This is a genomic window from Hujiaoplasma nucleasis, from assembly GCF_013745115.1.
Classification (GTDB): domain Bacteria; phylum Bacillota_I; class Bacilli_A; order Izemoplasmatales; family Hujiaoplasmataceae; genus Hujiaoplasma; species Hujiaoplasma nucleasis.
This window is the reverse complement of the sequence record NZ_CP051151.1, coordinates 1045213-1071484: the sequence shown is the minus strand read 5'-3', so window position 1 is coordinate 1071484 and position 26272 is coordinate 1045213. Positions and strand designations below refer to the sequence as shown.

The following is a 26272-nucleotide window of genomic DNA, read 5'->3' as shown; positions in this document are numbered from 1 at the left end:
ATTACTTGATTTATTAGGTAAAATTTGATAGAATAATTTGGCCATTAAAATACACACATCTATGAGTGATTTGTCAAGAGCCTAAAATAGGTGACAATAGCGATGATTAGGTGGAGGTATAAAAATCAAAAGGAGGATTTAAAAAATGGGAATTGTTACAATGAAAAGCCTGTTAGAAGCAGGGGTACATTTTGGACATCAAACTAGAAGATGGAATCCAAAAATGGATCGTTACATTTTTACTTCAAGAAATGGGATCCATATCATCGACTTACAACAAACATCTAAATTCATTGACGATGCATACAAAGCTTTGTTTGATATCGTAGCTGAAGGTGGAGAAGTATTGTTTGTAGGTACAAAAAAACAAGCACAAGAACCGATCCAAGAAGCAGCGATTCGCTCTGGACAGTACTATGTGAATCAAAGATGGTTAGGGGGAACCTTAACGAACTTTAAAACAATAAAACGTTCAATCAATAAACTTCATTCATTATACAAGATGGAAAAAGATGGAACATTTGATTTGTTGCCAAAAAAAGAAGTTGTTCAACTTAGAAAAGACATCGCACGCTTAGAGAAATTCTTCTCAGGTATCAAGGAAATGAAAAAATTGCCTCAAGCATTATTCATTATTGATCCTAAAAAAGAAAGAAATGCAATTTTAGAAGCTAGAAAATTAGATATTCCAGTATTTGGTATCATTGATACTAACTGTAATCCTGATGATTTAGATTATATCATTCCAGCAAATGATGATGCTTTAAGATCAATTTCATTAATTGTTGATGTTATGGCTGATGCTGTAATTGAAGCTAAAAATGCTCAAAATCAACCTGTAAGCAAAGAGGAAGTTAAACCTGAACAACCTAAAAAAGCACTTAAACAAGAAGCGGTTAAAGAGGAAGTTAAAGAAGAAGTAAAAAAAGAATCTAAACCAGTAATTGTTAAAGTATCTAATGCACCAGAGAAAAAAGAAGTTAAAGAAGAAACTAAAGAAGCAGTTAAAGAAACTGTTAAAGATAATGATAAAGAATTACAAGCTAAACTTGAATCTCATACAGTTGTTGAGTTAAGAGAAATGGCAAAAGAACATGATTTATCAGGATACTCATCATTAAGAAAAGCTGAGTTAATTGAATTAATTAAAACAGCACTTTAATCAATATTAGGGGGCTACGGCTCCCTTTTTAAAAAAAATTAGATATTGGAGGAAATATTATGGCAATTAGTGCACAAATGGTAAAAGATTTACGTGAAAAAACTGGTGCTGGCTTAATGGATTGTAAAAAAGCATTGGTAGAAAATAATGGCGATTTTGATAAATCAATTGATTGGTTAAGAGAAAAAGGTATTTCTAAAGCTGAGAAAAAAGCTTCTAGAGTAGCTGCTGAAGGTTTAGTAGAAGTAAAAACAGATGGAAATCATGCAATCATTTTTGAACTAAACTGTGAAACTGACTTCGTTGCTAAAAACGATAAGTTCACCGCTTTGGTTAAGAAAATTGCTTCTGCTTTAATTGAAGCTAAGAAACCTTGTGAAGAATGTGCTTTGGAAGTTGAAGTGGATGGAAAAGCATTAAAAGATGTTTTATTATCTGAAACAGCGACTATTGGAGAAAAAATTACTTTTAGAAGATATGAATTAATCACAAAAGAAGATAATCAAGTTTTTGGTTCTTATGTTCACTTTGGTGGATCTATTGCTTCTGTAGTGGTTTTAAATGGTGAAAACGAAGAAGTCGCAAGAAATATTGCAATGCATATTGCTGCTTCAAACCCACAATACATTTCAAGAGATGAAATTTCTGAAGAAGTTATTAAACATGAAACTGAAGTCTTAACGGCTCAAGCATTGAATGAAAATGCTGAATCAGATAAACCAAAACCACAAAACATTATTGAAAAAATGGTTATTGGACGTTTGAATAAAAACTTCCAAGATATTTGCTTATTAAGTCAACCTTATGTTAAAAACCCAGATGAAACAATTAAGTCATACTTAAAATCAGCGAATTCATCAATCGCTTTATTTAAACGTTTAGCTGTTGGTGAAGGCATCGAGAAAAAAGAAGATAATTTTGCTGAAGAAGTAATGAGTCAATCAAGATAATTAAAAGGACAAATTTTGTCCTTTTTTTACAAGTTTATAGGAGGGTTATATTATATGTCTAAAAGACGAATCATGATTAAATTAAGTGGTGAAGCACTTGCTGGAGAGTCTGGTATCGGTGTTGATCCAAAAAAAGTTAAAGAGATTGCTCATGAAGTTAAAGCTGCTTATGACCTTGGTCAAAATGAGATTGGAATCATTGTTGGTGGCGGAAACATTTTCAGGGGAAAACTAGCAGATGAAATGGGTATTGAACGATCTAGTGCTGATTATATGGGAATGATTGGTACCATCGTGAACGCACTTGCTTTACAAAATTCTTTAGAGGCCATTGGTGTTCAAACAAGGGTGATGACATCTATTAACATTCCTGAAGTCGCTGAACCTTATATTAGAAGAAAAGCTTTATCACATTTAAATAAAGATAGGGTTGTTATCTTTGGTGGTGGAACAGGTAATCCTTATTTTTCTACAGACACAACGGCTGCTTTAAGAGCTGCTGAACTTGGTGCTTCAATCATTTACATGGCAAAAAATGGAACAGATGGGGTTTATGATAAAGACCCTAGACAGTTTGAGGACTCAAAAAAGTATAATAATATTACTCATAAAGAAATTTTAAACAATAATTTAAATGTTATGGACTCAACTGCAGCTGCTTTATGTTATGATAATAATATAGATATCTATGTTTTTGATATGAATGAAAAAGGAAACATTAAAAAAGCCATTCTTGGAGAAAACATCGGTACATTAATTAAAAACGATAAGGAGTGAGTGATATGCCAAAAGAAATTTTAAAAGAATCAGAAAATAGAATGAAACACACGATTGAATCTTTAATCAAAGCTTTCTCACAAGTTAGAAGTGGTAGGGCAAATCCAAAAATGTTAGAAAAGGTTCATGTTTCATATTATGGTGTTGAAACACCAATTACACAAATCGCTTCAATTTCAGTTCCAGAAGCTACACAAATTTATATTAAACCTTATGATAAAACATTAGTATCTGAAATTGAAAAAGCTATTTTTGGAGCGAATTTAGGGGTTACACCTTCAAATGATGGTATTGGAGTTAGATTATCTTTACCACCTATGACTGAAGATAACCGTAAACAAGCTGCTAAAGAAGTACATAAAATGGCTGAAGATGATAAGGTCGCAATAAGAAATATTAGAAGAGATGCTATTTCTCAATTTAAGAAAATGGAAAAAGCTTCTGAAATCAGTGAAGATGACTTAAGATACTATGAAGATGAAATTCAAAAATTAACTGATAAATATGTTGAAAGAATCGATGAACTAGCAAAAGAAAAACAAAATGATATCATGCATGTATAATTGACGATGCTTAAAGATACAAGAATTCAAATCTTGTATCTTTTTTTAAATTCTAGTCTAAGTTTAAAATCATAGAATTATCACATAAAATGTTGTATAATCTATATGAAAGAAAAGGTGTTTAAAATGTTTAAAAGAAGAGAAGAAGACTTAAATATTCCTAAACATATAGCTATTATCTTAGATGGTAATGGTCGTTGGGCTAAAAAAAGAGGAATGCCAAGGACTTATGGTCATCAAAGAGGTGTTGAAAATATAAGAACCATCGCCATAGCTGCCAGTGATTATGGCATTAAGGCGCTTTCAGTTTATGCTTTTTCAACTGAAAATTGGACTAGGCCTCAAGCTGAAGTTGATTTTTTAATGAAATTGCCTGGTGAATTTGAAAAAAAATTTAAAGATGAATTTAAAAACCATGATATTAGAGTTATGTTTTCTGGAAGAAAAACTAAATTAAGTCAAGAAAATAGAGAAATTTTAGAACGTATTACTGAAAGAACTAAAGATAGACAAGGTTTAATCCTTAATATATGTTTTGATTATGGTTCACAAACTGAAATCTTAGAAGCTGTACAAGATATAGGTCTAATGATTGAAAATAAAGAGCTTAAAGCCAAGGATATTACTAAGGACATGATTGAAGAAAGATTGTATACCAAAGAACTACCACCGCTTGATCTATTAATTAGACCTAGTGGTGAAATTAGATTATCTAATTTCTTATTATGGCAAGCAGCTTATGCTGAATTATATTTTTGTAAGACATATTGGCCTGCATTTTCAAAAAAAGAATTAGAAAAAGCATTGGTTGATTATACAAAAAGAAATAGACGTTTTGGAGGATTAAAGCAATGAAAACAAGATTAATTACTGGCACGATCCTTATTATCTTATTTGGGGCTGTATTAATATTTGGTGAAGGTGATTTAGCCTTTTTATTCTCTGGGGGTATTGTTTTACTTTCTACGATGGCGGCTTATGAATTTATGATTAAGTGTCATCGACATAATAAAGACTTATATTGGTATCACTATTTACCTATCTTATTGACATTTGCTTTTGTTTTAATCAATGTTTTATCTTTCAATTTTGTGCATTACTATAAAATAGTATTCTTATCTTTACTAACCATTGTTTTTTTATATTTTATTTTATATTTATTTGATCAAAGAATGCATCGTGGTGAATTAGCTTTGTCAGTATTGGCGATATTTTATACCAGTATTGGCTTTATAGGCTTGGCTTATTTGCGAATGGTTTCTTTAGAGATGGTTCTTTACTTATTAATAATCACTATTTTAACGGATACATTTGCCTATTTTATTGGAATTAAATTTGGAAAGCATAAGCTTATACCTAAGGTGTCTCCTAAGAAGAGTATCGAGGGAGCTGTAGGCGGTTTGGTCTTTGGAGCGGTATTTGGAACTCTTTTTGCTTATGTGATGGATTTATTTACTATTCACCTTATTTTGGTGATCTTATTATCTATATTATTATCGATTGTTTCACAAGCAGGAGATTTAATTGCTTCTAAATTTAAAAGAGAAGTGGGAATTAAAGACTATTCTAATATTTTCCCGGGGCATGGTGGGGTATTAGATAGGTTAGATTCAACCATGTTCGCAGCTGCTTTATTAATGATTGTATTGCAGGTGATTTAATGAAACATATATATTTATTAGGCTCTACGGGTTCTATTGGTAAACAAACATTAGATATTATTAGAAAACATAAAGACGAGTTTAAGTTGATTGCTATTTCTGGTTACTCACAGTATGAGGATTTGCTTAAAATAACTAAAGAGTTTTCTCCAAAAATGGTTGTCCTTAAGGACCAAGAATCTGCTTTAAAATTTTCTTATGTTTTTCCTGATGTAATGGTTGATTATGGAAAAAACGGGCTTAAAAAACTAGCTTCATTCAATAAAGAAGATAAAAACGCTTATTTAATCAATGCTTTGGTAGGCATGGTTGGATTAGAACCTACCATTGAAGCTATAAAGATTGAAAGAGATATTTTACTGGCAAATAAAGAAACTTTAGTTGTTGGCGGACATTTAATTAATGATTTAAAAAAAGAATATTCTTTTAATTTGTATCCCATAGATTCTGAACATAATGCCTTATGGCAACTTTTAAATCATGAAAAAAAAGACCATATAAAACGTTTAATCATTACAGCCAGTGGCGGATCTTTTAGAGATTTATCTAGAGAAGATTTAGAGAATGTAAGTATTGATCAAGCTTTAAACCATCCAAATTGGTCTATGGGGAGTAAAATTACTATTGATTCAGCAACCATGATGAATAAGGGTTTTGAAGTGATTGAAGCTTGTTATTTGTTTGATATTGATATTGGAAAAGTAGATACTTTTGTTCATAGAGAGTCTTTAGTCCATTCTATGGTAGAATTTATTGACGGATCAATTGTGGCTCATTTCTCTGAACCAGATATGCATTTACCGATTGCCTATGCTATGTTTTATCCATCAAGAGTTGAGACAAATATTAAAGCTTTAGATATAATGAAAATGAACCAATTAACATTTGAAGAGATGGACGAAGATAGGTATCCTTGTTTAGCTTTAGCAAAGGATGCTTACAAAAAAGGTGGTTCAATGAGAACTGTCTTAAATGCAGCTAATGAAGCTGCAGTGGATTTGTTTTTACATAAAGAGATTCAATTTTTAGATATAGAAAAAATAATTAGAGAGATGATGGATGAACACCATGTAATTGATCATCCTTCTTTGGAAGAAATTTATCAAATAGATGCTTTGGTAAAAAAGAAAATTTATCAAAAATATCGTTAGGAGTTTTTAAATGATTTATACTTTAAGTTTTTTTGCATCAGTTTTGGATGTAACAATTAATATTATTATATTTTTACTTGTTTTATCATTGGTTATTTGTATTCATGAATTAGGCCATTTGTTCTTTGCGAAAAGAGCAGGGATTTTATGTCATGAGTATTCTTTTGGTATGGGACCTAGATTATGGAGTATCAAGAAAGGTGAAACAAGATATTCTATTAGAGCAATTCCTTTTGGCGGTTTTGTTTCTATGGCTGGTGAAGAGTTAGAAGCAGAGGTTGTAAAAGTCGGTGAAAGAATTGGTCTTGTTCTAGACGATAAACAAAATATCAGCAAAATAGTATTGAATATAAAAGATAAAAGATATCCTGAGATGATTGAAACGCTTGTTGAGGATTTTGATTTATCAGATGTTGATAATTTAAACATTAACGGCCTTAAGGTTAATGAAAAAGCCATGTATGTTTATCCCAAGGATGAAATGCAAATCGCTCCTAAGGGTAGAAGATTTAATGATAAATCTAAAGGTAATCGTTTTTTAACTACCTTTGGTGGACCTTTAATGAATTTTGTTTTAGCTTTTCTTATTTATTTAGTGATAGGTTTATTTGCCGGGGTTGCTGATAAAGAAAGCACTGTGATTGGTGGTATATCAGAAAACTTGCCAGCGGATCAAGTTCTTTATGAAGGTGATAAGATAATTTCAATCAATGGCGTAAATGTCGACTCATGGGTTGAAGGTGAAAATTCAGTTGTAGAACAATTAAGTTTAGGGGTTAATGAATATGTATTTGTCATCGAAAGGAATGGTCAAGAATTAGTTAAAACGATTCAACCTATGCATTTCTTCTTTAATTTAGGTTTTTCTATAGATGGAAAATCAGAATCTTTAATCATAAGTCAACCCTTGTATATCAATACTGAATTAATGTCAGGGGATAAAGTTATTAGTATTGATGGACAAACATTTAATACTTTAGATGATTTAATTGTTTTTGCTGAAAATTATGCTGATGGAAGTAGCGAAGAAAATCCAACAACTATCGTGGTTGAAAGGGATGGACAAAGTCTTACTTTCACTTATAAGGCTTATAGCCAAGAAGTTTTAGAAACACAAGGCTATGATATTTATTTTAAGCGACTAGGGATTGAATCTTCTACGAAGTTTAGTTTTTTTGGTTCTTTTGGAACAGCTTCATCTAATTTTCTTGGTGCCGGTACTTCTATTTTCTCAACTTTAAGGTTATTGTTTGCTTCTGATGAAGTTGGAATAAGAGATTTATCTGGTTTTGTTGGTATCTTCTCTTTGGTTAGACAAGCATCATCTCAAGGTTTAATTGCTCTTTTTTCATTTATTGCTTTACTTTCAGTTAACTTAGGTATATTAAATCTACTTCCGATACCGGCTCTTGATGGTGGGAGAATTGTATTTATTGGTTATGAAGCCATAACCAAAAGAAAGCCAAATCAAAAAGTTGAGAACTTGTTACATACTGCGGTATTCTTTTTATTACTTGGATTAATGATTTATGTAACTTATCATGATATTTTGAGATTATTTGGCTTGAAATAATTTCGCTTTTATATTAAAATAGATATCACGAATATGAAGAAGTACAAGGCTTTTACACCTATTTGCTGCTGTTTTGATGGTTTGTTGGATAGGATAAAAAAAAGTTAAAAAAACTGGTCAAAAATGATTGACTTTAAATATTCGCTATGATAGAATATATAAGCGCGTCACACTGACGTGTAAAGAAAATGGTCTTTGAAAACTGAACATATACGAACGAAAAACGACAGAAAAACAAGACAAGTTTAAAAAACGTCAAAGAGTAAAAAAATAATGAGCTAAATAAACAATTTATATAATAAAATATGGAGAGTTTGATCCTGGCTCAGGATGAACGCTGGCGGCATGCCTAATACATGCAAGTCGAACGCACTAGTTTACTAGTGAGTGGCGAACGGGTGAGTAACACGTAGGTAACCAACCCATTAGACGAGGATAACCGATGGAAACGTCGGCTAATATTGGATAGGAGCTATTGACAGAAGTTGATAGTTTTAAAGGTAGCTTTCGGGCTATGCTTTTGGATGGGACTGCGTCGCATTAGTTAGTTGGTGGGGTAACGGCCTACCAAGACGATGATGCATAGCCGACCTGAGAGGGTGATCGGCCACATTGGGACTGAGACACGGCCCAAACTCCTACGGGAGGCAGCAGTAGGGAATCTTCCGCAATGGGCGAAAGCCTGACGGAGCAATGCCGCGTGAGTGAAGAAGGCCTTCGGGTCGTAAAGTTCTGTTATTTGGAAAGAAAGTGCTAAATAGGAAATGATTTAGTATTGACGGTACCGAATGAGGAAGCCACGGCTAACTACGTGCCAGCAGCCGCGGTAATACGTAGGTGGCAAGCGTTGTCCGGATTTATTGGGCGTAAAGGGCGCGTAGGCGGAATGTTAAGTCATTTGTAAAAGATCTCAGCCCAACTGAGTAAGGCGAATGAAACTGGGAAACTTGAGTACAGAAGAGGAATGTGGAACTCCATGTGTAGCGGTGGAATGCGTAGATATATGGAAGAACACCAGTGGCGAAGGCGACATTCTGGTCTGTTACTGACACTGAGGCTCGAAAGCGTGGGGAGCAAACAGGATTAGATACCCTGGTAGTCCACGCCGTAAACGATGAGTGCTAGGTGTTGGAGGGTTTCCGCCCTTCAGTGCCGCAGTTAACGCATTAAGCACTCCGCCTGGGGAGTACGACCGCAAGGTTGAAACTCAAAGGAATTGACGGGGACCCGCACAAGCGGTGGAGCATGTGGTTTAATTCGAAGCAACGCGAAGAACCTTACCAAGTCTTGACATCCTTTGACCACCCTAGAGATAGGGCTTTCCCTTCGGGGACAAAGTGACAGGTGGTGCATGGTTGTCGTCAGCTCGTGTCGTGAGATGTTGGGTTAAGTCCCGCAACGAGCGCAACCCCTATTATTAGTTGCCAGCATTCAGTTGGGCACTCTAATGAGACTGCCGGTGACAAACCGGAGGAAGGTGGGGATGACGTCAAATCAGCATGCCCCTTATGACTTGGGCTACACACGTGCTACAATGGCTAAGAACAAAGAGCAGCGAAGTCGCGAGATGGAGCGAAACTCATAAAATTAGTCTCAGTTCGGATTGCAGGCTGCAACTCGCCTGCATGAAGCCGGAATCGCTAGTAATCGTGGATCAGCACGCCACGGTGAATACGTTCCCGGGTCTTGTACACACCGCCCGTCACACCACGAGAGTTTGTAACACCCGAAGTCGGTGAGGTAACCTTTATGGAGCCAGCCGCCGAAGGTGGGACAGATGATTGGGGTGAAGTCGTAACAAGGTAGCCGTATCGGAAGGTGCGGCTGGATCACCTCCTTTCTAAGGAGAAAGCGTTTTGAGTATCGTATATGTTTGGTTTTCAGGGACTATGTTTCTTGAAAGAGAACTTTCTAAAGAAAGTTCATAGAAAGAGAACTTCAATAAATGAAGTTCATAGAAAGAGAACTTTCTAAAGAAAGTTCATAAAAAAATGTCTATCGGACTTTAAAAAAAGTCCTTGCGACGCGAATTTTTAAAAAAATTTTAGAAAGATCTTTGAAAAGTGAATAAATTGTAGCAAAGTTAAGGAAATAAGAGCATAAGGTGAATGCCTTGGCACTAGGAGCCGATGAAGGACGTGACGAACTACGAAAAGCGACGGGGAGTTGTAAGTAAGCAGAGATCCGTCGATATCCGAATGGGGGAACCCGGCAGTAGAAGACTGTCACACTCGTAAGAGTGAGGAACGCAGGGAACTGAAACATCTCATTACCTGTAGGAAGAGAAAGAAAATTCGATTTCCTGAGTAGCGGCGAGCGAAACGGAAAGAGCCCATCTATCTAATGAGTTAAAAAACCATATTATAGTCGAAGTGTATTGGAAAAGCGAAGCAAAGAAGGTGAAACTCCTGTAGACGAAATAGTGTGGACTTGGGATAGAGAAGAGTACGGCGAGACACGTGGAATCTTGTCGGAAGAACGGAGGACCATCTCCCAAGGCTAAATACTCCCTAGTGACCGATAGTGAACCAGTACCGTGAGGGAAAGGTGAAAAGCACCCCGAGAGGGGAGTGAAATAGTACCTGAAACCGTGCGCTTACAAGCAGTCAGAGCCCGTTAATGGGTGATGGCGTACTTTTTGTAGAACGGACCGGCGAGTTACGATTGCATGCAAGGTTAAGTTGAAGAAACGGAGCCATAGCGAAAGCGAGTCTGAAAAGAGCGAGAGTATGATGTTATAGACCCGAAACCGTGCGAGCTAGGTATGGGCAGGTTGAAGTTGCGTTAACCCGCAATGGAGGACCGAACCGTAGTCCGTTGAAAAGGGCCCGGATGACCTGTGTCTAGGGAGAAATTCCAATCGAACTTGGAGATAGCTGGTTCTCTCCGAAATAGCTTTAGGGCTAGCGTCAAGATAGAGTGTATCGGGGGTAAAGCACTGAATGTATAATGGCCACATCTCGTGGTACTGAATGCAATCAAACTCTGAATACCGATATATATGCTTGGCAGTTAGACTGTGGGTGATAAGGTCCATAGTCGAGAGGGAAACAGCCCAGACCGCCAGTTAAGGTCCCGAAATTTATGCTAAGTGGGAAAGGAAGTGGATTCGTATAGACAGCTAGGAGGTTGGCTTAGAAGCAGCCATCCTTTAAAGAGTGCGTAACAGCTCACTAGTCGAATAGATCTGCGCCGAAGATGTACCGGGGCTAAGCATAATACCGAAACTGCGGAACACGCACATAAAGTGTGGGTTGGTAGGTGAGCGTTCTAAATGCATCGAAGCTATACCGTGAGGAGTGGTGGAGCGTTTAGAAGTGAGAATGCCGGTATGAGTAACGAAAAGATGGGTGAGAATCCCATCCGTCAAAAGTCCAAGGTTTCCAGGGGAAGGTTCGTCCGCCCTGGGTTAGTCAGGTCCTAAGGTGAGGCTGAAAAGCGTAGCTGATGGATAACAGGTTGATATTCCTGTACTACTTATTGGAGAGAAGGAATGACGGAGAAAGATAATCTGAGCCAGCGAGAGGATGTTGGTTTAAGGCTGAGAGGGAGTGTGGTAGGCAAATCCGCCGCACAGATATCCTGATCACTGATGACGCAAGTCAGATGAATCTATGCTTCCAAGAAAAGTTTCTATCGCTAATTCAATAAGTACCTGTACCGCAAACCGACACAGGTGGACGAGGAGAGAATCTAACGACGCGCGAGATAACCCTTGTTAAGGAACTCGGCAAAATGACCCCGTAAGTTCGCGAGAAGGGGAGCTTTAAGAAATTAAAGCCGCAGAGAAGCGGCCCAAGCAACTGTTTACCAAAAACACAGGTTTCTGCTAAATCGCAAGATGAAGTATAGGAGCTGACACCTGCCCAGTGCTGGAAGGTTAAAAGGAAGACTTAGCGTAAGCAAAGGTCTGAATTGAAGCCCCAGTGAACGGCGGCCGTAACTATAACGGTCCTAAGGTAGCGAAATTCCTTGACAGGTAAGTTCTGTCCCGCACGAATGGTGTAATGACTTGGGTACTGTCTCAACAAGGGACTCGGTGAAATTTTAGTACCTGTGAAGATGCAGGTTACCCGCGACTAGACGGAAAGACCCCATGGAGCTTTACTGTAATTTGATATTGATATTCGGTAACCAATGTAGAGGATAGGTGGGAGACGAAGAAGTCGGGACGCTAGTTTCGATGGAGTCGCCGTTGGAATACCACCCTTTGGTTATTGGATATCTAACCTGCAGATGTGTAATCTGGGGGACAGTGTCTGATGGACAGTTTGACTGGGGCGGTCGCCTCCCAAAGAGTAACGGAGGCGCACAAAGGTTCGTTCAGAATGGTCGGGAATCATTCGAAGAGTGTAATGGCAGAAACGAGCTTGACTGCGAGACGTACATGTCGAGCAGAGACGAAAGTCGGTCATAGTGAACTGGCAATCCCGTATGGAAGGGATGTCAATCAACGGATAAAAGTTACCCTGGGGATAACAGGCTGATAGCTTCCAAGAGTACACATCGACGAAGCTGTTTGGCACCTCGATGTCGGCTCATCACATCCTGGAGCTGGAGTAGGTTCCAAGGGTTGGGCTGTTCGCCCATTAAAGTGGTACGTGAGCTGGGTTCAGAACGTCGTGAGACAGTTCGGTCCCTATCTGTCGCGGGCGTTGGAAATTTGAAAGGAGCTGTTCCTAGTACGAGAGGACCGGAATGGACACTCCAATGGTGCACCAGTTAGTCTGCCAAGGCTATAGCTGGGTAGCTAAGAGTGGCAGGGATAAACGCTGAAAGCATCTAAGCGTGAAGCCCCCCTTAAGATTAGATTTCCCATTTTTTGAAAAGTAAGATCCCTTATAGATGATGAGGTTGATAGGCTAGAGGTGTACGCATAGTGATATGTTTAGCTGACTAGTACTAATAGATCGAGGACTTAACTTTGCATAATACAATTTATTCAGTTTTGAAAGAAGGTCTGGTGACTTTAGCGAAACGGACACACCTGTTCCCATCCCGAACACAGTAGTTAAGCGTTTCAGCGCCGAATGTAGTGCATCTTGCGCAAGACTAGGTCGTTGCCAGGCTATCTTTCTAACCTTTGCCTCAATAGCTCAGTTGGTCAGAGCACATGACTGTTAATCATGGGGTCCTAGGTTCAAGTCCTAGTTGGGGCGCCATTAATATGGCCCGTTGGAGAAACGGTTAACTCACATGCCTTTCACGCATGCATTCACGGGTTCGAATCCCGTACGGGTCACCAGCATAAACATATAAGTTAGCAATAATGCTAACTTTTTTTATTTTTGACGACATTAATTTCGATTATAATCTAAATTTTTATTGATTTTTCTATTTGTTTCGATTATAATCTAAATAGAGGTGGTATGATGATAAAAAGAATTAGATATCTTAATATATTAAATAATTATAAAGATAAACCGATCATTAAAATATTAACTGGTTTACGTAGGGTTGGTAAATCAGTTTTATTGGATTTATTTATTAATGAGTTATTGGAAAGCAATGTTAAGAAAGAACATATACTAAAATTAAATTTTGAATTACCAGAGCATTTTGATATACAAGATTACAAAGATTTATCTGATAGAGTTATCTCTTGGAGTGAAGGCAAGCAAGGAAACTTGTATGTCTTTCTTGATGAAGTTGGAAGGGTTAAAGATTGGGAGAAAGCAGTGAATGGTTTTCACACAATGGATCAGTTTGATATATATGTTACAGGCTCTAATGCAGATTTATTATCATCAGATTTATCAACTTATTTAGCTGGAAGATATATTGAAATCTTAGTTCATCCTTTTTCCTTTAAGGAGTTTAGACAACTTAAACCTAATGCAAGTTTAAACGATTATATTACATATGGTGGTATGCCTTCGATTGCAGCTTTTGATTATGATTATGAAATATCAATGAACGTTCTAAGAGACTCATTTAATTCAGCTGTATTACAAGATGTTATTCATAGAAACAAGATAAGAAATTCAACTGTTTTAGAAAAGTTAATAGAATATGTTTTTAATAATACAGGTAAAACCTTTTCAGCACTTTCTATATCTAAATATTTTAAGTCCCAAAGAATTTCTGTTTCAGTGGATACTATATTAAATTATTTAAAAGTTATTAGAAATGCCTTTTTAATTTATAAAGTAAGAAGAAATGATTTAATGGGTAAATTAGTACTTAAAACTGAAGAAAAATATTACATAGCCGATCATGGAATCAGAGAAGCCATCGTCGGAAATAATGAAAAAGTCATCGAAATGATATTAGAAAATATGGTATACGTTGAACTCTTACGAAGAGGATACACAGTTTACATCGGAAAAGTTAATGAACAAGAAATTGATTTTGTTGCAAAAAAAGGAAAAAATATCAAATATTACCAAGTGAGTTACTTATTAGAAACTGATAAAACCAGAAACAGAGAATTTGGCGTATATGAGCATATAAAAGACAACTTTGAAAAATATGTATTGTCTATGGATAAAATAGATTTTTCACAAAGTGGCATCATACATAAGAATATCGAAGACTTTCTTTTAGAATAGTATATAATTTGGTTAAGAAAGGTTTTTATCAAAAATCTATGGGGTTAAAATAGGGGTCAAATTTAATGCCATAGCGATATTTAGCCTATATTTGGCATTTATTCTATATTATATTGCATGCCTTTCACGCATGCATTCAAAGGTTCGAATCCTGTACGTGTCACCAGCTTAAATTTATTAGTTAGCTTAATTGCTAACTTTTTTTGTTAATATAGGTGATTGAGTTTATTTTTCTCTTTACGTCTTGTATAATGTTGGTGTAAGTTTAAAATGGAGTGATTTTTATGCTGATATCCAAAATCAAATTTTTTTTAATAATATTAATTAGTATTTTCTTACTAACATCATGTAATGATAGATATCCATTAACTGAAAATCTTGATACCGACCTTCCTTTAACTGAATATCCATCAACTGAAACCCCTAATACTGATTATCCTTTTACTGAATATCCATCAACTGAATATCTTGATATCGAATGTCTTGATGATGAAGAAATAGTAAATGGATCCTGTATAGATTCTGAGTTGATTGAGTTATCAAAAGATATGAATGCTGTTTATATTTTCGATGAAGAGGACAATATTGTTAAAGAAGATGTCATAGATAATATTGAAGTCATCGTTGATTATTTATTAATTAGAGGTATTACAGAAGATAAGGAAATTACTTATAATGTATCTATAGATAATATTAATTATTTAAATTCTTATAATAATCATGTATATTTAAATATTGATCATATTAATTCATTTGATACTGTTTTTCATACATTATTAGGCCTTTATTCAACAAGTGCAAATTATGGACTGATTTATGGTTTAGCTTCTTATATATCTGTTGATTTAAGCTATATTGAAGAAGAAAATCGTACAGATAAAAGTGTGATTTCATATTTTCTAATGGAAGAGAGAGAAGATTTAATGGATTTGACTTTTCCCACATTAGATGAATCATATACTTCTGGTTATTTGTTAGAAAATGTGGAAGATTTCGCTCAGCATTTTGCTAGATATATCATTGAAAATGAAGGGATTAAAAGTTTTGATGAACTTTTAAATATCAGTGATTATAATCAATTTGAAAGCGAATATAATGTAAGACTTAATAGGTATATAAGAACCAATGGTTTTGCTTATGAAATCGCTATGAATGAGTATCCAATATTTTTTGACAGAAATCCTTTAAATTATCATGTAAAGTGGTATACCAGTCGTGCAACATGGTTCTTGCATGAATCATATGGTAGTCGAACTGAGACACGTTTGTTTGGTGATTTTATGTTTGAGTCATACAAGAGTTTAAAAGAAAATATAATTCTATTTGAAAATGAAATGACAAGAATAGATAATATTTTAAAGGATAGTACAGTAGAATATAAAGACTTAAAAATATATATAGAAGAGGTTGATAATAGTTATTATAATAGGGGTGGCCATATATTTCTAAGATCAGTACGCAGTTTTAGCCATGAATATATCCACTATATTACATATGCTTATATGGATTATGATACAAGAAATGATGAATGGCTAAGAGAAGGTGTAGCTTGTTTTTATTCAGAAGATTTTTATTATCAAAAAAAGTATTATGAGTATTTGATTTTAGATGCAAGAATACTTAATGGTTCAATTAATAAGCCGGAAAATGCGGTTACTATGTTTGGAGAAATATATGATAGAGAAATTGATTTTGAGAAAGACCGAAATGAACTCTATGATATGTATGTCTATTTATCAGAATCATACGATGACGTTTTTCAGAAGGATAGACCATTTAAACATACATTTTTATATATTTCTTTAAATAATTACTTTATTGAAACTTATGGTGAAGAAACTTACAAACTCGCTTTTTCTAATAGATCTATTATCACTGATTTAACAAATAAAACTTGGGAAGAGATCGTAAATGATTGGGAACAATATATAAAAGCAAAATATGAATAATTTTTAAATAATTCTTCCATTTTGAATATTAATTAATTATTATATAGTTTTATTTTAGATATGCTTTCAAGATTCTTATCACATAAGACTCACCTGCTTATAAACATAAAATTAGCAATCTTGAAACAAACCCTCAAAAGTAGACCCAAAATAAATTGATATGATACCTCTTAAGTAGACACTAAAAAAAAGAAAGTAATCTTAATGATTATGAGTAGATTAGTTATTGTCCAATACTTTGGAGGTTTTTTTATTGGCGATGAAAATTTCTATTGTTAGATTGATAGACTTATATTATAATCATTTTATAGCTTTGATATAGAATTGAATATTCAATTGACCAAAAGACTTATATTATAGAAAGATAAAGAGGAAAAAATTATGGCTTATGTTTTAAAGAAAAATATTTTTTATTTATTATTGTTAACAATGTTATCAAGCCTTATTATGGGATGTACTGATGATGGAACAGAAAAATCGCTTATTAATAATCCGGCAATAGAAGATGTCCGCAATGCGATTTCATCAATAGACCATATTAGTTTGATTGAAATTGTGACTGAAGAAAATGATCCAAATGGGAATCTTGGTAAAGATGGTTCTTATACGGGAGCTTTATTTTTCTTATATGATCTTGTAGAAGGTAATACTGAAACAAGCGCATTAGAAGCAGGAACTGATGGTGGCGGAAGTATAGAAGTCTATGCCAATGCAGAAGATGCTAAAAAAAGAAATGACTATTTAAGTGCCTTTGATGGAACCATATTTGCTAGTGGATCACATGTTGCCTTAGGAACATTAGTCATTAGAACATCAAATGAACTGACTGCCTCTCAACAAGATACTCTTGAAGCAGCAATCATCAATGCGCTAAATAATTAAGAAAAGTTGTAATAATTATAAAAAAAAGTAGCTAATAAAAAACTAAAAGACTAGCATTAGATTAATGATCTGATGCTTTTTTCTTTATTAAATAGACTACCACCGATACAATATGTTTTATAAAGCAGAAAAAGTACTTGAGAAAATGGAGTTCACATAATTACTTAATAGAGTTTATACAATAAATATTAGACAAAAATATCCATGCATATTGCAGTAAAATGTGCTTAGGCGTATAATATAATTGAATTTTGTTTGCTTTTAGTCATAAAATAAGTATGGTGGTGTCTATATGTGGAGAGAATATATTCATAGTTCAGAACAATTAAATATTATGGTCGATGCTATGAATGCAGGTTCTTGGGTATGGAACATTCAAAGCAGAGATATTATGGTTAATCAAAGGTGGCTTGAAATTATTGGTTATAGTAAAGATGAACTAGAACCGTTTACTATTGATACTTGGATTAATTTAGTTCATCCCGAAGATCTAAAAATATCAGAAGATGCCTTAAATAAGCTGATTAATCATGAAACTGATTTTTATTCGGTAGAAGTAAGAATGAAACACAAAAATGGTTCTTGGGTGTGGATTTTAGATAGTGGTAAGGTAGTTGAATGGTCAAGTAATGGGCAACCAATGATTGCTATTGGAACTCACATTGATATAAATGATAATAAAGAATTGCAATTAAAGTATAAGTATAACGAAATTTTTCTAAAGCAAATCATTGAAAATACCAAAGATATTATTTATAGAATGGACTTACAAGGGAATTTTACCTACTTGTCTCCAGCTTGGACTAAAAATTTAAAACATCCACTTCATCAAGTTTTAAATCATTCTTTTAAAGCCTTTGTTCATCCTGAAGATATCCATATGCTTGAAGACTTTTTTTCTAATATAAAAAATTCTAGTCAACATCAAGAACTTACAAAATTCCGTTTAAAACACCTTGATGGACCATGGAGATATTATCAAACGAGTGCATCACCAATCTTTGAAAACGGAATAATTATAGGCTATGCAGGTATAGCTAGAGATATCTCAGACTATGTTAGTATAAACCAACAATTACAAGCTCAAGTAAAAGAATTAGATGTATTTTTTGAAGTTTCTTTAGATTTACTAGCCATCGTTGATTCAAAAGGTTTTTTCTATAGGATAAACCAATCTTGGGTAGATTTATTAGGATATTCTATTGAAGAATTAAAAAGCAGACCAATTATTGAATTTCTTCATGAAGATGATATAAAAATGACTAAGTCAATTATTGATAATGTTATCCATAAAAAAAAGGAAATAGCTGATTATATCAATAGATACCGTTCTATAGATGGTCAATACCATTATATTGAATGGAAAGCAATTCCCTATGGTGAATTTTTTTATGTATCTGGTCGAGATATTACTAGTGAAGTTCAAATAAAAAAAGATTTAATCAATCAAAAAAAACATTATGAAGCAACTCTTATGTCAGTTGGGGATGGTATCATAGTGACTGATATCTTAGGAGTGATTACTAATATAAATAAGGCAGCTGAAAAATTAATTGGTTTTAAGCAAAAGGAAGCTTTAGGGAAACCACTAAGTTCTATTTTTGATATTTATAGAAATAAGCATTTTACTAAGTTAGAAGATATCATTAGTAAGGTTGTTAAAGAGAAAAAACCCTTAGAAATTCATGACATCACCCTTAATACAAAATTTTCTTCATACATGCAAATAGATGATTCAGTTGCGCCTATTTTTGATGATGAAAACCAAGTAACAGGCATAGTTATTGTTTTTAGAGATGTTACTAAAGAACTAGAAAATAAGAAGAAGATTGAGTATTTAAGTTATCATGATTATCTCACTGATTTTTATAATCGATATTACTTAGAAAAAGTTGTTAATGAAATCATAGATGCATCTTTTTATCCCTTAGGTATTATATCTATGGATATTAATGATCTAAAAAGTGTAAATGACAACTATGGTCATTCTAAAGGTGATTATATCATTAAAAAAGCAGCTGAAATAATTAGAAAAAATATAGACAGTGATTATTTTTTTAGAATAGGTGGAGATGAATTTTTAGTTTTCGTTCATTCGAAGAATAAAGTTTTATTAGAAGAAATTCATAAGAATATCATCCGAGATATTAGTCAAACATATAGTGAGGAATGTCCATTATCATTGGCTTATGGTTATGTATATGTGGAAAAAACTGATTTAGATATCTATGAAGGAATTAAGTTGGCTGATTCTAATATGTATGAAAATAAGAAAAAATATAAATAATTTCTACATTCATTGATTTCAATAAAATAATACAAAAAAACATACCACATTTAATTTAATGGGTATGTTTTTTTGTGTATGGTAAAGGGGATTATATGTTAATCTTGGTAGATAGGATTTTCATAAGATGGTAATGTCACTGAATTCAATATGGTTTCTGGTTGGCTAATTAAAGAAGCCTTTATATACTGAGATGAAATGGTATAGAAGTATTGGTCAATAAATTTAATTTTGTAGACATATACTTCTTCATCAGAGTTTTGATCATGGGTTATAAAACCAGATTTACTTAGTCCATTGATTTCATCAAAGTGATATACTAAGATACCACTATTATAAACATAACCTGATTCTTGACTCCAATCATAAGTTGAGAATGGTAAAGCAATAATACCTTTAGATAAAGAGACAAGTAAATCTTTATGATTGTAAGTTGCAGAAGACCAACCCCATCCAAAGTCTGCGTAATCAAATATAACTTCATCGAATACTTGAGGATTTGTCTTATCAGATATATCATAAATGGATATCTTTAATCCATTAGTTCCACCATTTGAATCTCCGAAACCAATCCCTAACATAAATTGATTGTTAAGGGTTTGCAAGTAAGTGCTGAATCCAGGAATTTCTAGTTCGCCTTCTATAAGAGGGTTTTCAGGATCGCTTAAGTTAATGACATAGAAAGGATCTGTTTGTTCAAAGGTTACGATGTATCCATAGTCACCAACAAAACGTACACTTCGAATAGTTTCTCTTGGTTTACCAAGATTTTCAAGTCTTGAAACTTCATCAAGGTTTTCGTCAAGAATAAATAGACGATTGTTAATATCTTCACCCCACCAACCAGTGGTTGTGGCGATTCTTAAGTAACCATCTGATTCATCCATTGAGAATTGATTTAAAGTGTAACCTGGAACGATACCAGTGTTAGAGTATTCAAGATTTGCATCATTGATTGAAATTTTTTGAATAGCCGTTTTAGGTTGATAATAATTTATAGTCTCGGTAGACTCATCTTGGTCTTCAGCTGGATAATAATATATATTTCCTACTAAATAAATATTGTTGTGAGAGACATATAAATTATAGCCACTATCACCTAATACTACTTCCAAATCAATACTTTCATTAGCTAAATCTATAGCAAAAAAACTTGTGAATGAATTAGGAGCGATACCTTTAACATAAGAAATATCTTCATATTTTGCAACATTTGATTCTTCATTGATAGAATAAGTTGGTAAGTAATCATCAATGACTATATCTTCATTATTCAAAGGTAGCCAAGAATTGGTTACAACATAGATTTTATCATCAATTTTACGAGTTCCGATAAGATTACCTGACAAATCATATTCACCGGTTAAAGCAAAATCATCATTTTTGTCATATACATAGATTTTGACATTATTGTTGTAGCCATACCAGTAATCATAGTAGTAGACATCTAGTGTAGAATCCTCACCATTTTTAATAGGATTACAGTAATATTGATATTCAGACCCAACCACAACTAAATAATTATCATCTACATAAAGACCTGTCACATACATACCACTAGGGCAAGATGTTTCTTCATCAATATATTCAATGATTTTATAGTTTGAAAGAACATTTGATTCTTGAGAAAAGGTATATGCAAGGGTAATTAATACTTGGTTGTTTCGCATTTGATAGATATATTTGCCATCAGTGATGACATTATCCATTTCATCAACCCCTTGAACTTGTACATTGGTTTCAGAGTAATCATCAGAACCTTGTTCGTTTTCAGGACTTTCTGCAGCAGCATCTTCAAGAAAGATATCATCACGATTTTCATAGAAAGAACCTGTGAGTTCTTGATACTCATTATAAATTTCTAAAATATCATTAGAACTACGAATTTCTTGTAAATTACCACTTGGAATGCTTGGTGGATTTACACTAAGAGCCACAATCAATACAAAGATCAAGATTGGCGCAAAAGCTGTGGTGGTTAAAAGACCCATTCTTTTGGAAAAAGAACGATTAACACCAGATATACGCATTTGACTATGTTTTTCTTTTAATAATTTGTTAAAGTAAAATTCTCTTACGACTTTGACCATCATAAGAATTAGAAAAGTAAGGGATAAGATTCCAGCAATAAATAAATATAGATTTTCAAAGATAATTGACATAAGATACCTCCTTATAGTTTAAGGGCTTCCTTAAACTCTTTTAAATAATAGCGATTGACTTCACAAAGATCACCATTGTCCATTTGTAATTCTAGTTTAGAATTTAAAAGAGAGCGAATGTAGTTGATTTTTCCAATGTTAACTAAGCAATATTTACTGACACGTATAAATTGTTTGTCCAATAATAGTTCCTCTAACTCATAGAGCTTCATTTTTACAATGAGTTTAGTTTGAGATAGAACTGCAAAAACATCATCTTGTTGGGAAATAATGTAATGGATATTTCGGCATTCAACTCTTTTTTCACCAAATTGATTGTAACCATTGATATAAAGATCTTGACCCTTGACAAGTAAATCTAATACTTTATTCATTTCAAGGATGTGATTGTGGTTAAAGACTATATTGATTTTGTCTTCTTCCACAAGATTCTTATCGTCTGTAATAACGTAAGAATAGTTTGGTGATTCTTTTAACTTCAATTGCTCTTTGATGTTTTGGTGTTTATTATCTTTGACTTTCAATTTAAACATGAGACGCTCCTTTTGAAGTCACTAATAGTCTAGCACTTCATTTTCTATATTTAAATATCTGTAAGGTATCCTACATATATTTTACACCAAGTTACATGATTATTAAAAAAATAAAATAATTTATACATCGATATAACTGATTTGGTCTTGAATTAAAAAAGAAGAATAAGGATAAAAAAAACGGACATTATTGGTCCGTTTTGTATGATATCTTCTCAGTAAGTAAAGATTCTTTCAGTAATAAATAGTCACTTGATTCAAAATTTCTCATACAAATGTTTGCGCCTAAAGCCTTATATGAGATTCTAATATTTCCAATGCTTTCAATTAGAAGTAGAGGATTTTGTTGGTAAGTTATCATCTGGATTCTAGTCTTTTTTATCATTGTTTTTTTCAAAGTGAAAGCTCCTTTTTGAAGAAAGTAAGTATTCTTATTTTTTCCAATAATATGGTTATTCATCCATAAGAATAAACCAATAATATAAAGAACCGACAAAAGAATATTCATGATTACTGGAACCATAAAATCAATGATAGGAAATGAAAGAAAAATATAGATTGGTATGTTGATGATTAATAAGAATAATATAGGTAAATATATAAAATTAAGCAATCTAAATTTTTTAGGTTTTAATAATTGGAAGTCATCTAAAGCTGGATAGTCTAAAAAACTGATTAATTCATTCATTGTATGCTTTTTCACCATAAGTAAGAGTGATTTACTTTCAATTTTATTTTCTGAATTACCGAAATTATCACCGATACCTAATGCGGAAACACTAAGCTCATAATAACCAAAGAACCTAAAAAGAATAGATTGGTTGATATGAATAGCATTAATTCTTTTTTTACTTAGTTTAAATTCTACTTTATTGAACAAACCATAACGATAGCTAATGCTATCACCTTCAATATTTAATCGATAATGATAGAATTTAAACAAATAATAAAGCATTAATATTATAAGAATCAAGATAAGAATTATGAAATATATGATGATTAAGATTATCAAAAGTTTCCTTTGATTGATTTCTGGATCAAATTTCGTAATTGTCATCACAAGTCCAAAAAGAATGACACTTATAAGTAAAGCAACCAATAAGAAGCCTTGTTTTAAAAGACCCATTAATAATAGTTTTGTCCATTTAGCTTCATATAAATATTCTAGATTTTCTTCTTCATCTTGCTTAAAGTCAACTGGTGATGGTAGCGAAGTATTTTTATTGTTTCTTTTTTCTTCGATAAACTTTTTTAAGACAGGTGCATAAGCCTTATCCACAACAATATTTCCTTCAGGAGCGATAGTAGTGGTAGTGCCAGTATCAAATTGAAGGGTAGAAAGGCCTAATATTAAATCCCTAAACCTTCTCTTTATAGAGATAGTATGAATGTTTTTATATGGAATATTAACTTTTCTTTTAAAAAATAGCCCTTTTTCAATTAAGAAAGATTGATCTTGGTCAGAAAAAATATACTTTCTTAAAATAAGCCAATATAGGATAAGTTGAACAATAAGTGTGCTTATAAATATAGTTGTTATGACAAGTGATTGACTCGTACTTAGTTCTAAAAGTTCTTCCTCGGCTTTTTCATAGAGAAGACCAATTGAAAAACTAGATATTATAAAGGAAGTAAAAATGGATTTAAGGACATCATATATATACTTTCTCTTGGCAATATGATATTTAGGATTCATCAATGATGACCTCTTTAGAATCTAAATAAACTTGAAGGTTTTCTCTGATTTGTTGAATAACTAAGTCTATTTCATCTTCTGGAATGCCCATAATAAAATCATTTGATCCAGCTGTATATATAATAAGAGTTGTAATCTTAAATAGACTTTGAATTGGACCTTGAAATTTATCTAAATGTTGTATTCTTTTTATAGGAATGAAAGAATTTTTTCTAAATAAAACACCCTTCTTTATAAGAAGATAATTCTCATTGATCTCATAGCCATATAGTTTATAAATAAATCGAGTTATGACGAAATTGAAGATCAGTAAAATAATAACAATAAAACCTAATAATATGAGTGCTAGTGTTTTAAAGATATCTTCTCCAAAAAGATTCATTGGCAAAAATATGAGTACTATGAAGCCGATATAAAAGATGCTAGAGCCAATAGCACGTGTGACTAGATGGAACTTATTAATATTCTCTGCTAATTTTTTTTCCATGGAAAACCTTATACTTTTCTAGTATTTACCTTTCATTATTAGTAATGATATTATATCACAAGCATATTTAGATTAGGATACTATTTTTGAAAATCTCGTCTATTTTATATACTATTTTAATTTTGTGCAATAATGACTATTTGTCTCTTAAGTTGGCTTTTTTCCATAATATGAAATTTTATATGAATTATTTATGAATTACTAAAGAAAATTATAAAAATTAATAGCCAGCAAGTTAATGAAATGCGAGCTCTTAAAAAAGATATCTTAAAACATGATGAAAAAGCCTATATAGAGATATCAAAGCTAAACAGTGAGTTATTAAATCCACAAAGAATTATTGAAAAACAAAATATAGAATTAAAGAAATTTAATCAATTATTAAAGAAAATTTCCATTGAAGATTCTTTGACTGGTTCTTACAATAGAAGATATTTTTATAATTATATGAGAGAAAATGTTTTGCCTTCTCAATCCGATAATAGTATGGGCCTTGTTTTAATCGATTTTAATCATTTTAAAGCTATTAATGACCAGTTTGGTCATGATACTGGTGATTGATTATTAAGTAGCTTTGTTAAAGATACCCAAAATATCCTTAAAGAGCAAGGAACGATATTTAGACTTGGCGGAGATAAGTTTTTAATTTTATTCAATAAGTGTAGTTATCAAGAATATATGAATTATATGGAGAATATTGATCAAAAGTTTAAAGATCACTCTGAAATTGCTTCTTTGGCTTATGGGCTTGTTGCTTTTAAAGAGAGTGAAATAAACCAAGAATTTGATTTAACTAATTTACTTAAAGAAGCTGATGAATTGATGTATATCCATAAAAATAAAATAAAGAGTGATAAATAATGGATAAAACCATTATTTTTTCTTTCTTCAATCAAGATTGAAGGATATTGATTTATCTTATGTTAAAATAGATAAATAAGAGGTATTTATGGCGACAACTATTTTTTTTATCACTTATTTATTTTATACAATAAGCTTATCTTATTTTGTAAGTATTTGGTTTATTCCCTTATGGATGATAGTAACTTATCCATTGGGTTTTTTATCAGTGATGTTGGTTTATTATCTACATATACCTATTGTCTTAATACTAAAGCCGACACATCCATATAAAACTTATTTATTAAGGAGCATTTCTTTTTTTCTTAATAAATTTATATTTGGTTTAGATATAGAATACAAGGGTCAAGATAATATACCAAAAGATGTTCCTTTGGTAGTCTACGCGAATCATAAATCTTATTCAGATGCCTTTCCAATCTTACAGGTTTTTAATAGGCCGATTACATTTTCTCCAAAATTGTCTATTTCTAGATTGCCTTTTATCAGTTTATATTTAAGGTCTTATAGGGCATTTTTTATTGATAGAAAGAACATTAGACATACAGCGAAGTCTTTGACTTTTGCTATTGATACGATAAAGAGTGGTATGGCCTTAATTGTGTTTCCTGAAGGTAGTGTAAAATATAGGGAAGATGAAACGGTAAGTAAAATGAAAGCAGGTTCTTTTAAGTTGGCTTTAAAATCTCAAGCAAATATTTTGCCTATTAGAATTGATGGGCTTGATAGGGTTAGGGATAATTTCCCTTTTAAGAGAACTAAAAGAAAAGTAACGATATTAAAAGCGATCCCTTATGAAGATTATAAAGATATGTCTACTATAGAAATAGCAAAAGTAGTCATGGATCATATTAATAATTATAATAACTGATTGATGATTTTCTTGAAAAGTGGATGCAGTAAAAAGCATCTGCTTTTTTTCAATTAATAAAAATTATTTCTTAGTTTTTATTCTTATATACTTGAATTAATAGGGTTTTTTCTATGTTAAACCCCTAATAAATTGTATTTTTATTTTTTTAATGAT

At 32.7% G+C, this 26272-nt stretch carries 17 protein-coding genes, 2 tRNA genes, 3 rRNA genes and 2 pseudogenes; 20 read left to right on the top strand and 4 right to left on the bottom strand.

Translation table 11 applies throughout. The annotated features are described in order from the left end of the window. Positions 1-145: 145 nt before the first annotated feature. The 18 genes and pseudogenes from rpsB to HF295_RS04915 all read left to right on the top strand — a co-directional run. Positions 146-865, top strand: a pseudogene (gene rpsB / locus HF295_RS04995) (30S ribosomal protein S2); the annotation flags it as partial. A gap of 78 nt (positions 866-943) precedes the next feature. After that, positions 944-1162 carry a Rho termination factor N-terminal domain-containing protein gene (locus HF295_RS08725; protein WP_376739686.1) on the top strand — a complete coding sequence of 73 codons (219 nt, stop codon included), beginning with the start codon at positions 944-946 and terminating at the stop codon, positions 1160-1162. Between the two features lie 59 nt (positions 1163-1221). Beyond that, complete coding sequence (tsf, locus tag HF295_RS04990; protein WP_312031078.1) at positions 1222-2112, top strand: translation elongation factor Ts; 891 nt, start codon at positions 1222-1224, stop codon at positions 2110-2112. 54 nt (positions 2113-2166) lie between these two features. Beyond that, positions 2167-2889, top strand: a complete 723-nt coding sequence (gene pyrH, locus HF295_RS04985) for a UMP kinase (protein ID WP_312031077.1) — start codon at positions 2167-2169, stop codon at positions 2887-2889. Between the two features lie 5 nt (positions 2890-2894). After that, entirely contained in the window at positions 2895-3452 is a 558-nt protein-coding gene (gene frr / locus HF295_RS04980; protein ID WP_312031076.1) for a ribosome recycling factor, read from the top strand. 126 nt (positions 3453-3578) lie between these two features. Next, positions 3579-4307 carry an undecaprenyl pyrophosphate synthase gene (gene uppS / locus HF295_RS04975; RefSeq protein ID WP_312031075.1) on the top strand — a complete coding sequence of 243 codons (729 nt, stop codon included), beginning with the start codon at positions 3579-3581 and terminating at the stop codon, positions 4305-4307. Continuing rightward, the gene (locus HF295_RS04970; protein ID WP_312031074.1) at positions 4304-5113 is read left to right on the top strand and encodes a phosphatidate cytidylyltransferase; all 810 of its coding nucleotides are present in this window, start codon (positions 4304-4306) and stop codon (positions 5111-5113) included. Before uppS ends, HF295_RS04970 begins: the two co-directional genes overlap by 4 nt. Further along, positions 5113-6264, top strand: coding sequence for a 1-deoxy-D-xylulose-5-phosphate reductoisomerase (dxr, locus tag HF295_RS04965; RefSeq protein ID WP_312031073.1), 1152 nt, complete (start codon positions 5113-5115; stop codon positions 6262-6264). The genes HF295_RS04970 and dxr overlap by 1 nt, the downstream gene beginning before the upstream one ends. 10 nt (positions 6265-6274) lie before the next feature. Then, positions 6275-7837 (top strand): RIP metalloprotease RseP, encoded by a 1563-nt coding sequence (gene rseP / locus HF295_RS04960; protein ID WP_312031072.1) that lies wholly within the window; start codon positions 6275-6277, stop codon positions 7835-7837. 302 nt (positions 7838-8139) lie between these two features. Continuing rightward, a 16S ribosomal RNA gene (locus tag HF295_RS04955) occupies positions 8140-9677 on the top strand. Positions 9678-9918: 241 nt separating this feature from the next. After that, positions 9919-12763, top strand: a 23S ribosomal RNA gene (locus HF295_RS04950). Positions 12764-12796: 33 nt separating this feature from the next. Beyond that, positions 12797-12906 (top strand): 5S ribosomal RNA (rrf, locus tag HF295_RS04945). The 16S, 23S and 5S rRNA genes sit together here with 2 tRNA genes alongside, the layout of an rRNA operon. A gap of 16 nt (positions 12907-12922) precedes the next feature. Continuing rightward, a tRNA-Asn gene (locus tag HF295_RS04940) sits at positions 12923-12999 on the top strand. A gap of 7 nt (positions 13000-13006) precedes the next feature. Further along, positions 13007-13082: transfer RNA gene (locus HF295_RS04935), tRNA-Glu, on the top strand. A gap of 127 nt (positions 13083-13209) precedes the next feature. Next, positions 13210-14388, top strand: a complete 1179-nt coding sequence (locus HF295_RS04930; protein WP_312031071.1) for an ATP-binding protein — start codon at positions 13210-13212, stop codon at positions 14386-14388. A gap of 284 nt (positions 14389-14672) precedes the next feature. Then, entirely contained in the window at positions 14673-16337 is a 1665-nt protein-coding gene (locus tag HF295_RS04925) for a hypothetical protein (protein ID WP_312031070.1), read from the top strand. A 381-nt stretch (positions 16338-16718) separates the two neighbouring features. Then, complete coding sequence (locus HF295_RS04920) at positions 16719-17219, top strand: hypothetical protein (protein ID WP_312031069.1); 501 nt, start codon at positions 16719-16721, stop codon at positions 17217-17219. 292 nt (positions 17220-17511) lie between these two features. Then, positions 17512-19506, top strand: a complete 1995-nt coding sequence (locus HF295_RS04915; RefSeq protein WP_312031068.1) for a PAS domain S-box protein — start codon at positions 17512-17514, stop codon at positions 19504-19506. Positions 19507-19604: 98 nt separating this feature from the next. Here the strand turns inward: HF295_RS04915 and HF295_RS04910 are convergent, their stop codons facing one another. From HF295_RS04910 to HF295_RS04895, 4 genes are all read right to left on the bottom strand, one after another. Next, positions 19605-21668, bottom strand: coding sequence for a beta-propeller domain-containing protein (locus HF295_RS04910; protein WP_312031067.1), 2064 nt, complete (start codon positions 21666-21668; stop codon positions 19605-19607). Positions 21669-21679: 11 nt separating this feature from the next. Further along, on the bottom strand, positions 21680-22201 hold the full coding sequence (locus tag HF295_RS04905; protein ID WP_312031066.1) for a LytTR family DNA-binding domain-containing protein: 522 nt from the start codon (positions 22199-22201) through the stop codon (positions 21680-21682). Between the two features lie 187 nt (positions 22202-22388). Then, the gene (locus tag HF295_RS04900; protein ID WP_312032606.1) at positions 22389-23897 is read right to left on the bottom strand and encodes a PH domain-containing protein; all 1509 of its coding nucleotides are present in this window, start codon (positions 23895-23897) and stop codon (positions 22389-22391) included. Further along, the gene (locus HF295_RS04895; protein WP_312031065.1) at positions 23887-24384 is read right to left on the bottom strand and encodes a PH domain-containing protein; all 498 of its coding nucleotides are present in this window, start codon (positions 24382-24384) and stop codon (positions 23887-23889) included. The genes HF295_RS04900 and HF295_RS04895 overlap by 11 nt, the downstream gene beginning before the upstream one ends. A gap of 243 nt (positions 24385-24627) precedes the next feature. Here HF295_RS04895 and HF295_RS04890 point away from each other — a divergent pair. Both HF295_RS04890 and HF295_RS04885 read left to right on the top strand, forming a co-directional pair. Beyond that, positions 24628-25245 (top strand): annotated as a pseudogene (locus HF295_RS04890) (GGDEF domain-containing protein). 88 nt (positions 25246-25333) lie between these two features. Continuing rightward, positions 25334-26116, top strand: a complete 783-nt coding sequence (locus HF295_RS04885; RefSeq protein ID WP_312031064.1) for a lysophospholipid acyltransferase family protein — start codon at positions 25334-25336, stop codon at positions 26114-26116. Positions 26117-26272: the final 156 nt, after the last annotated feature.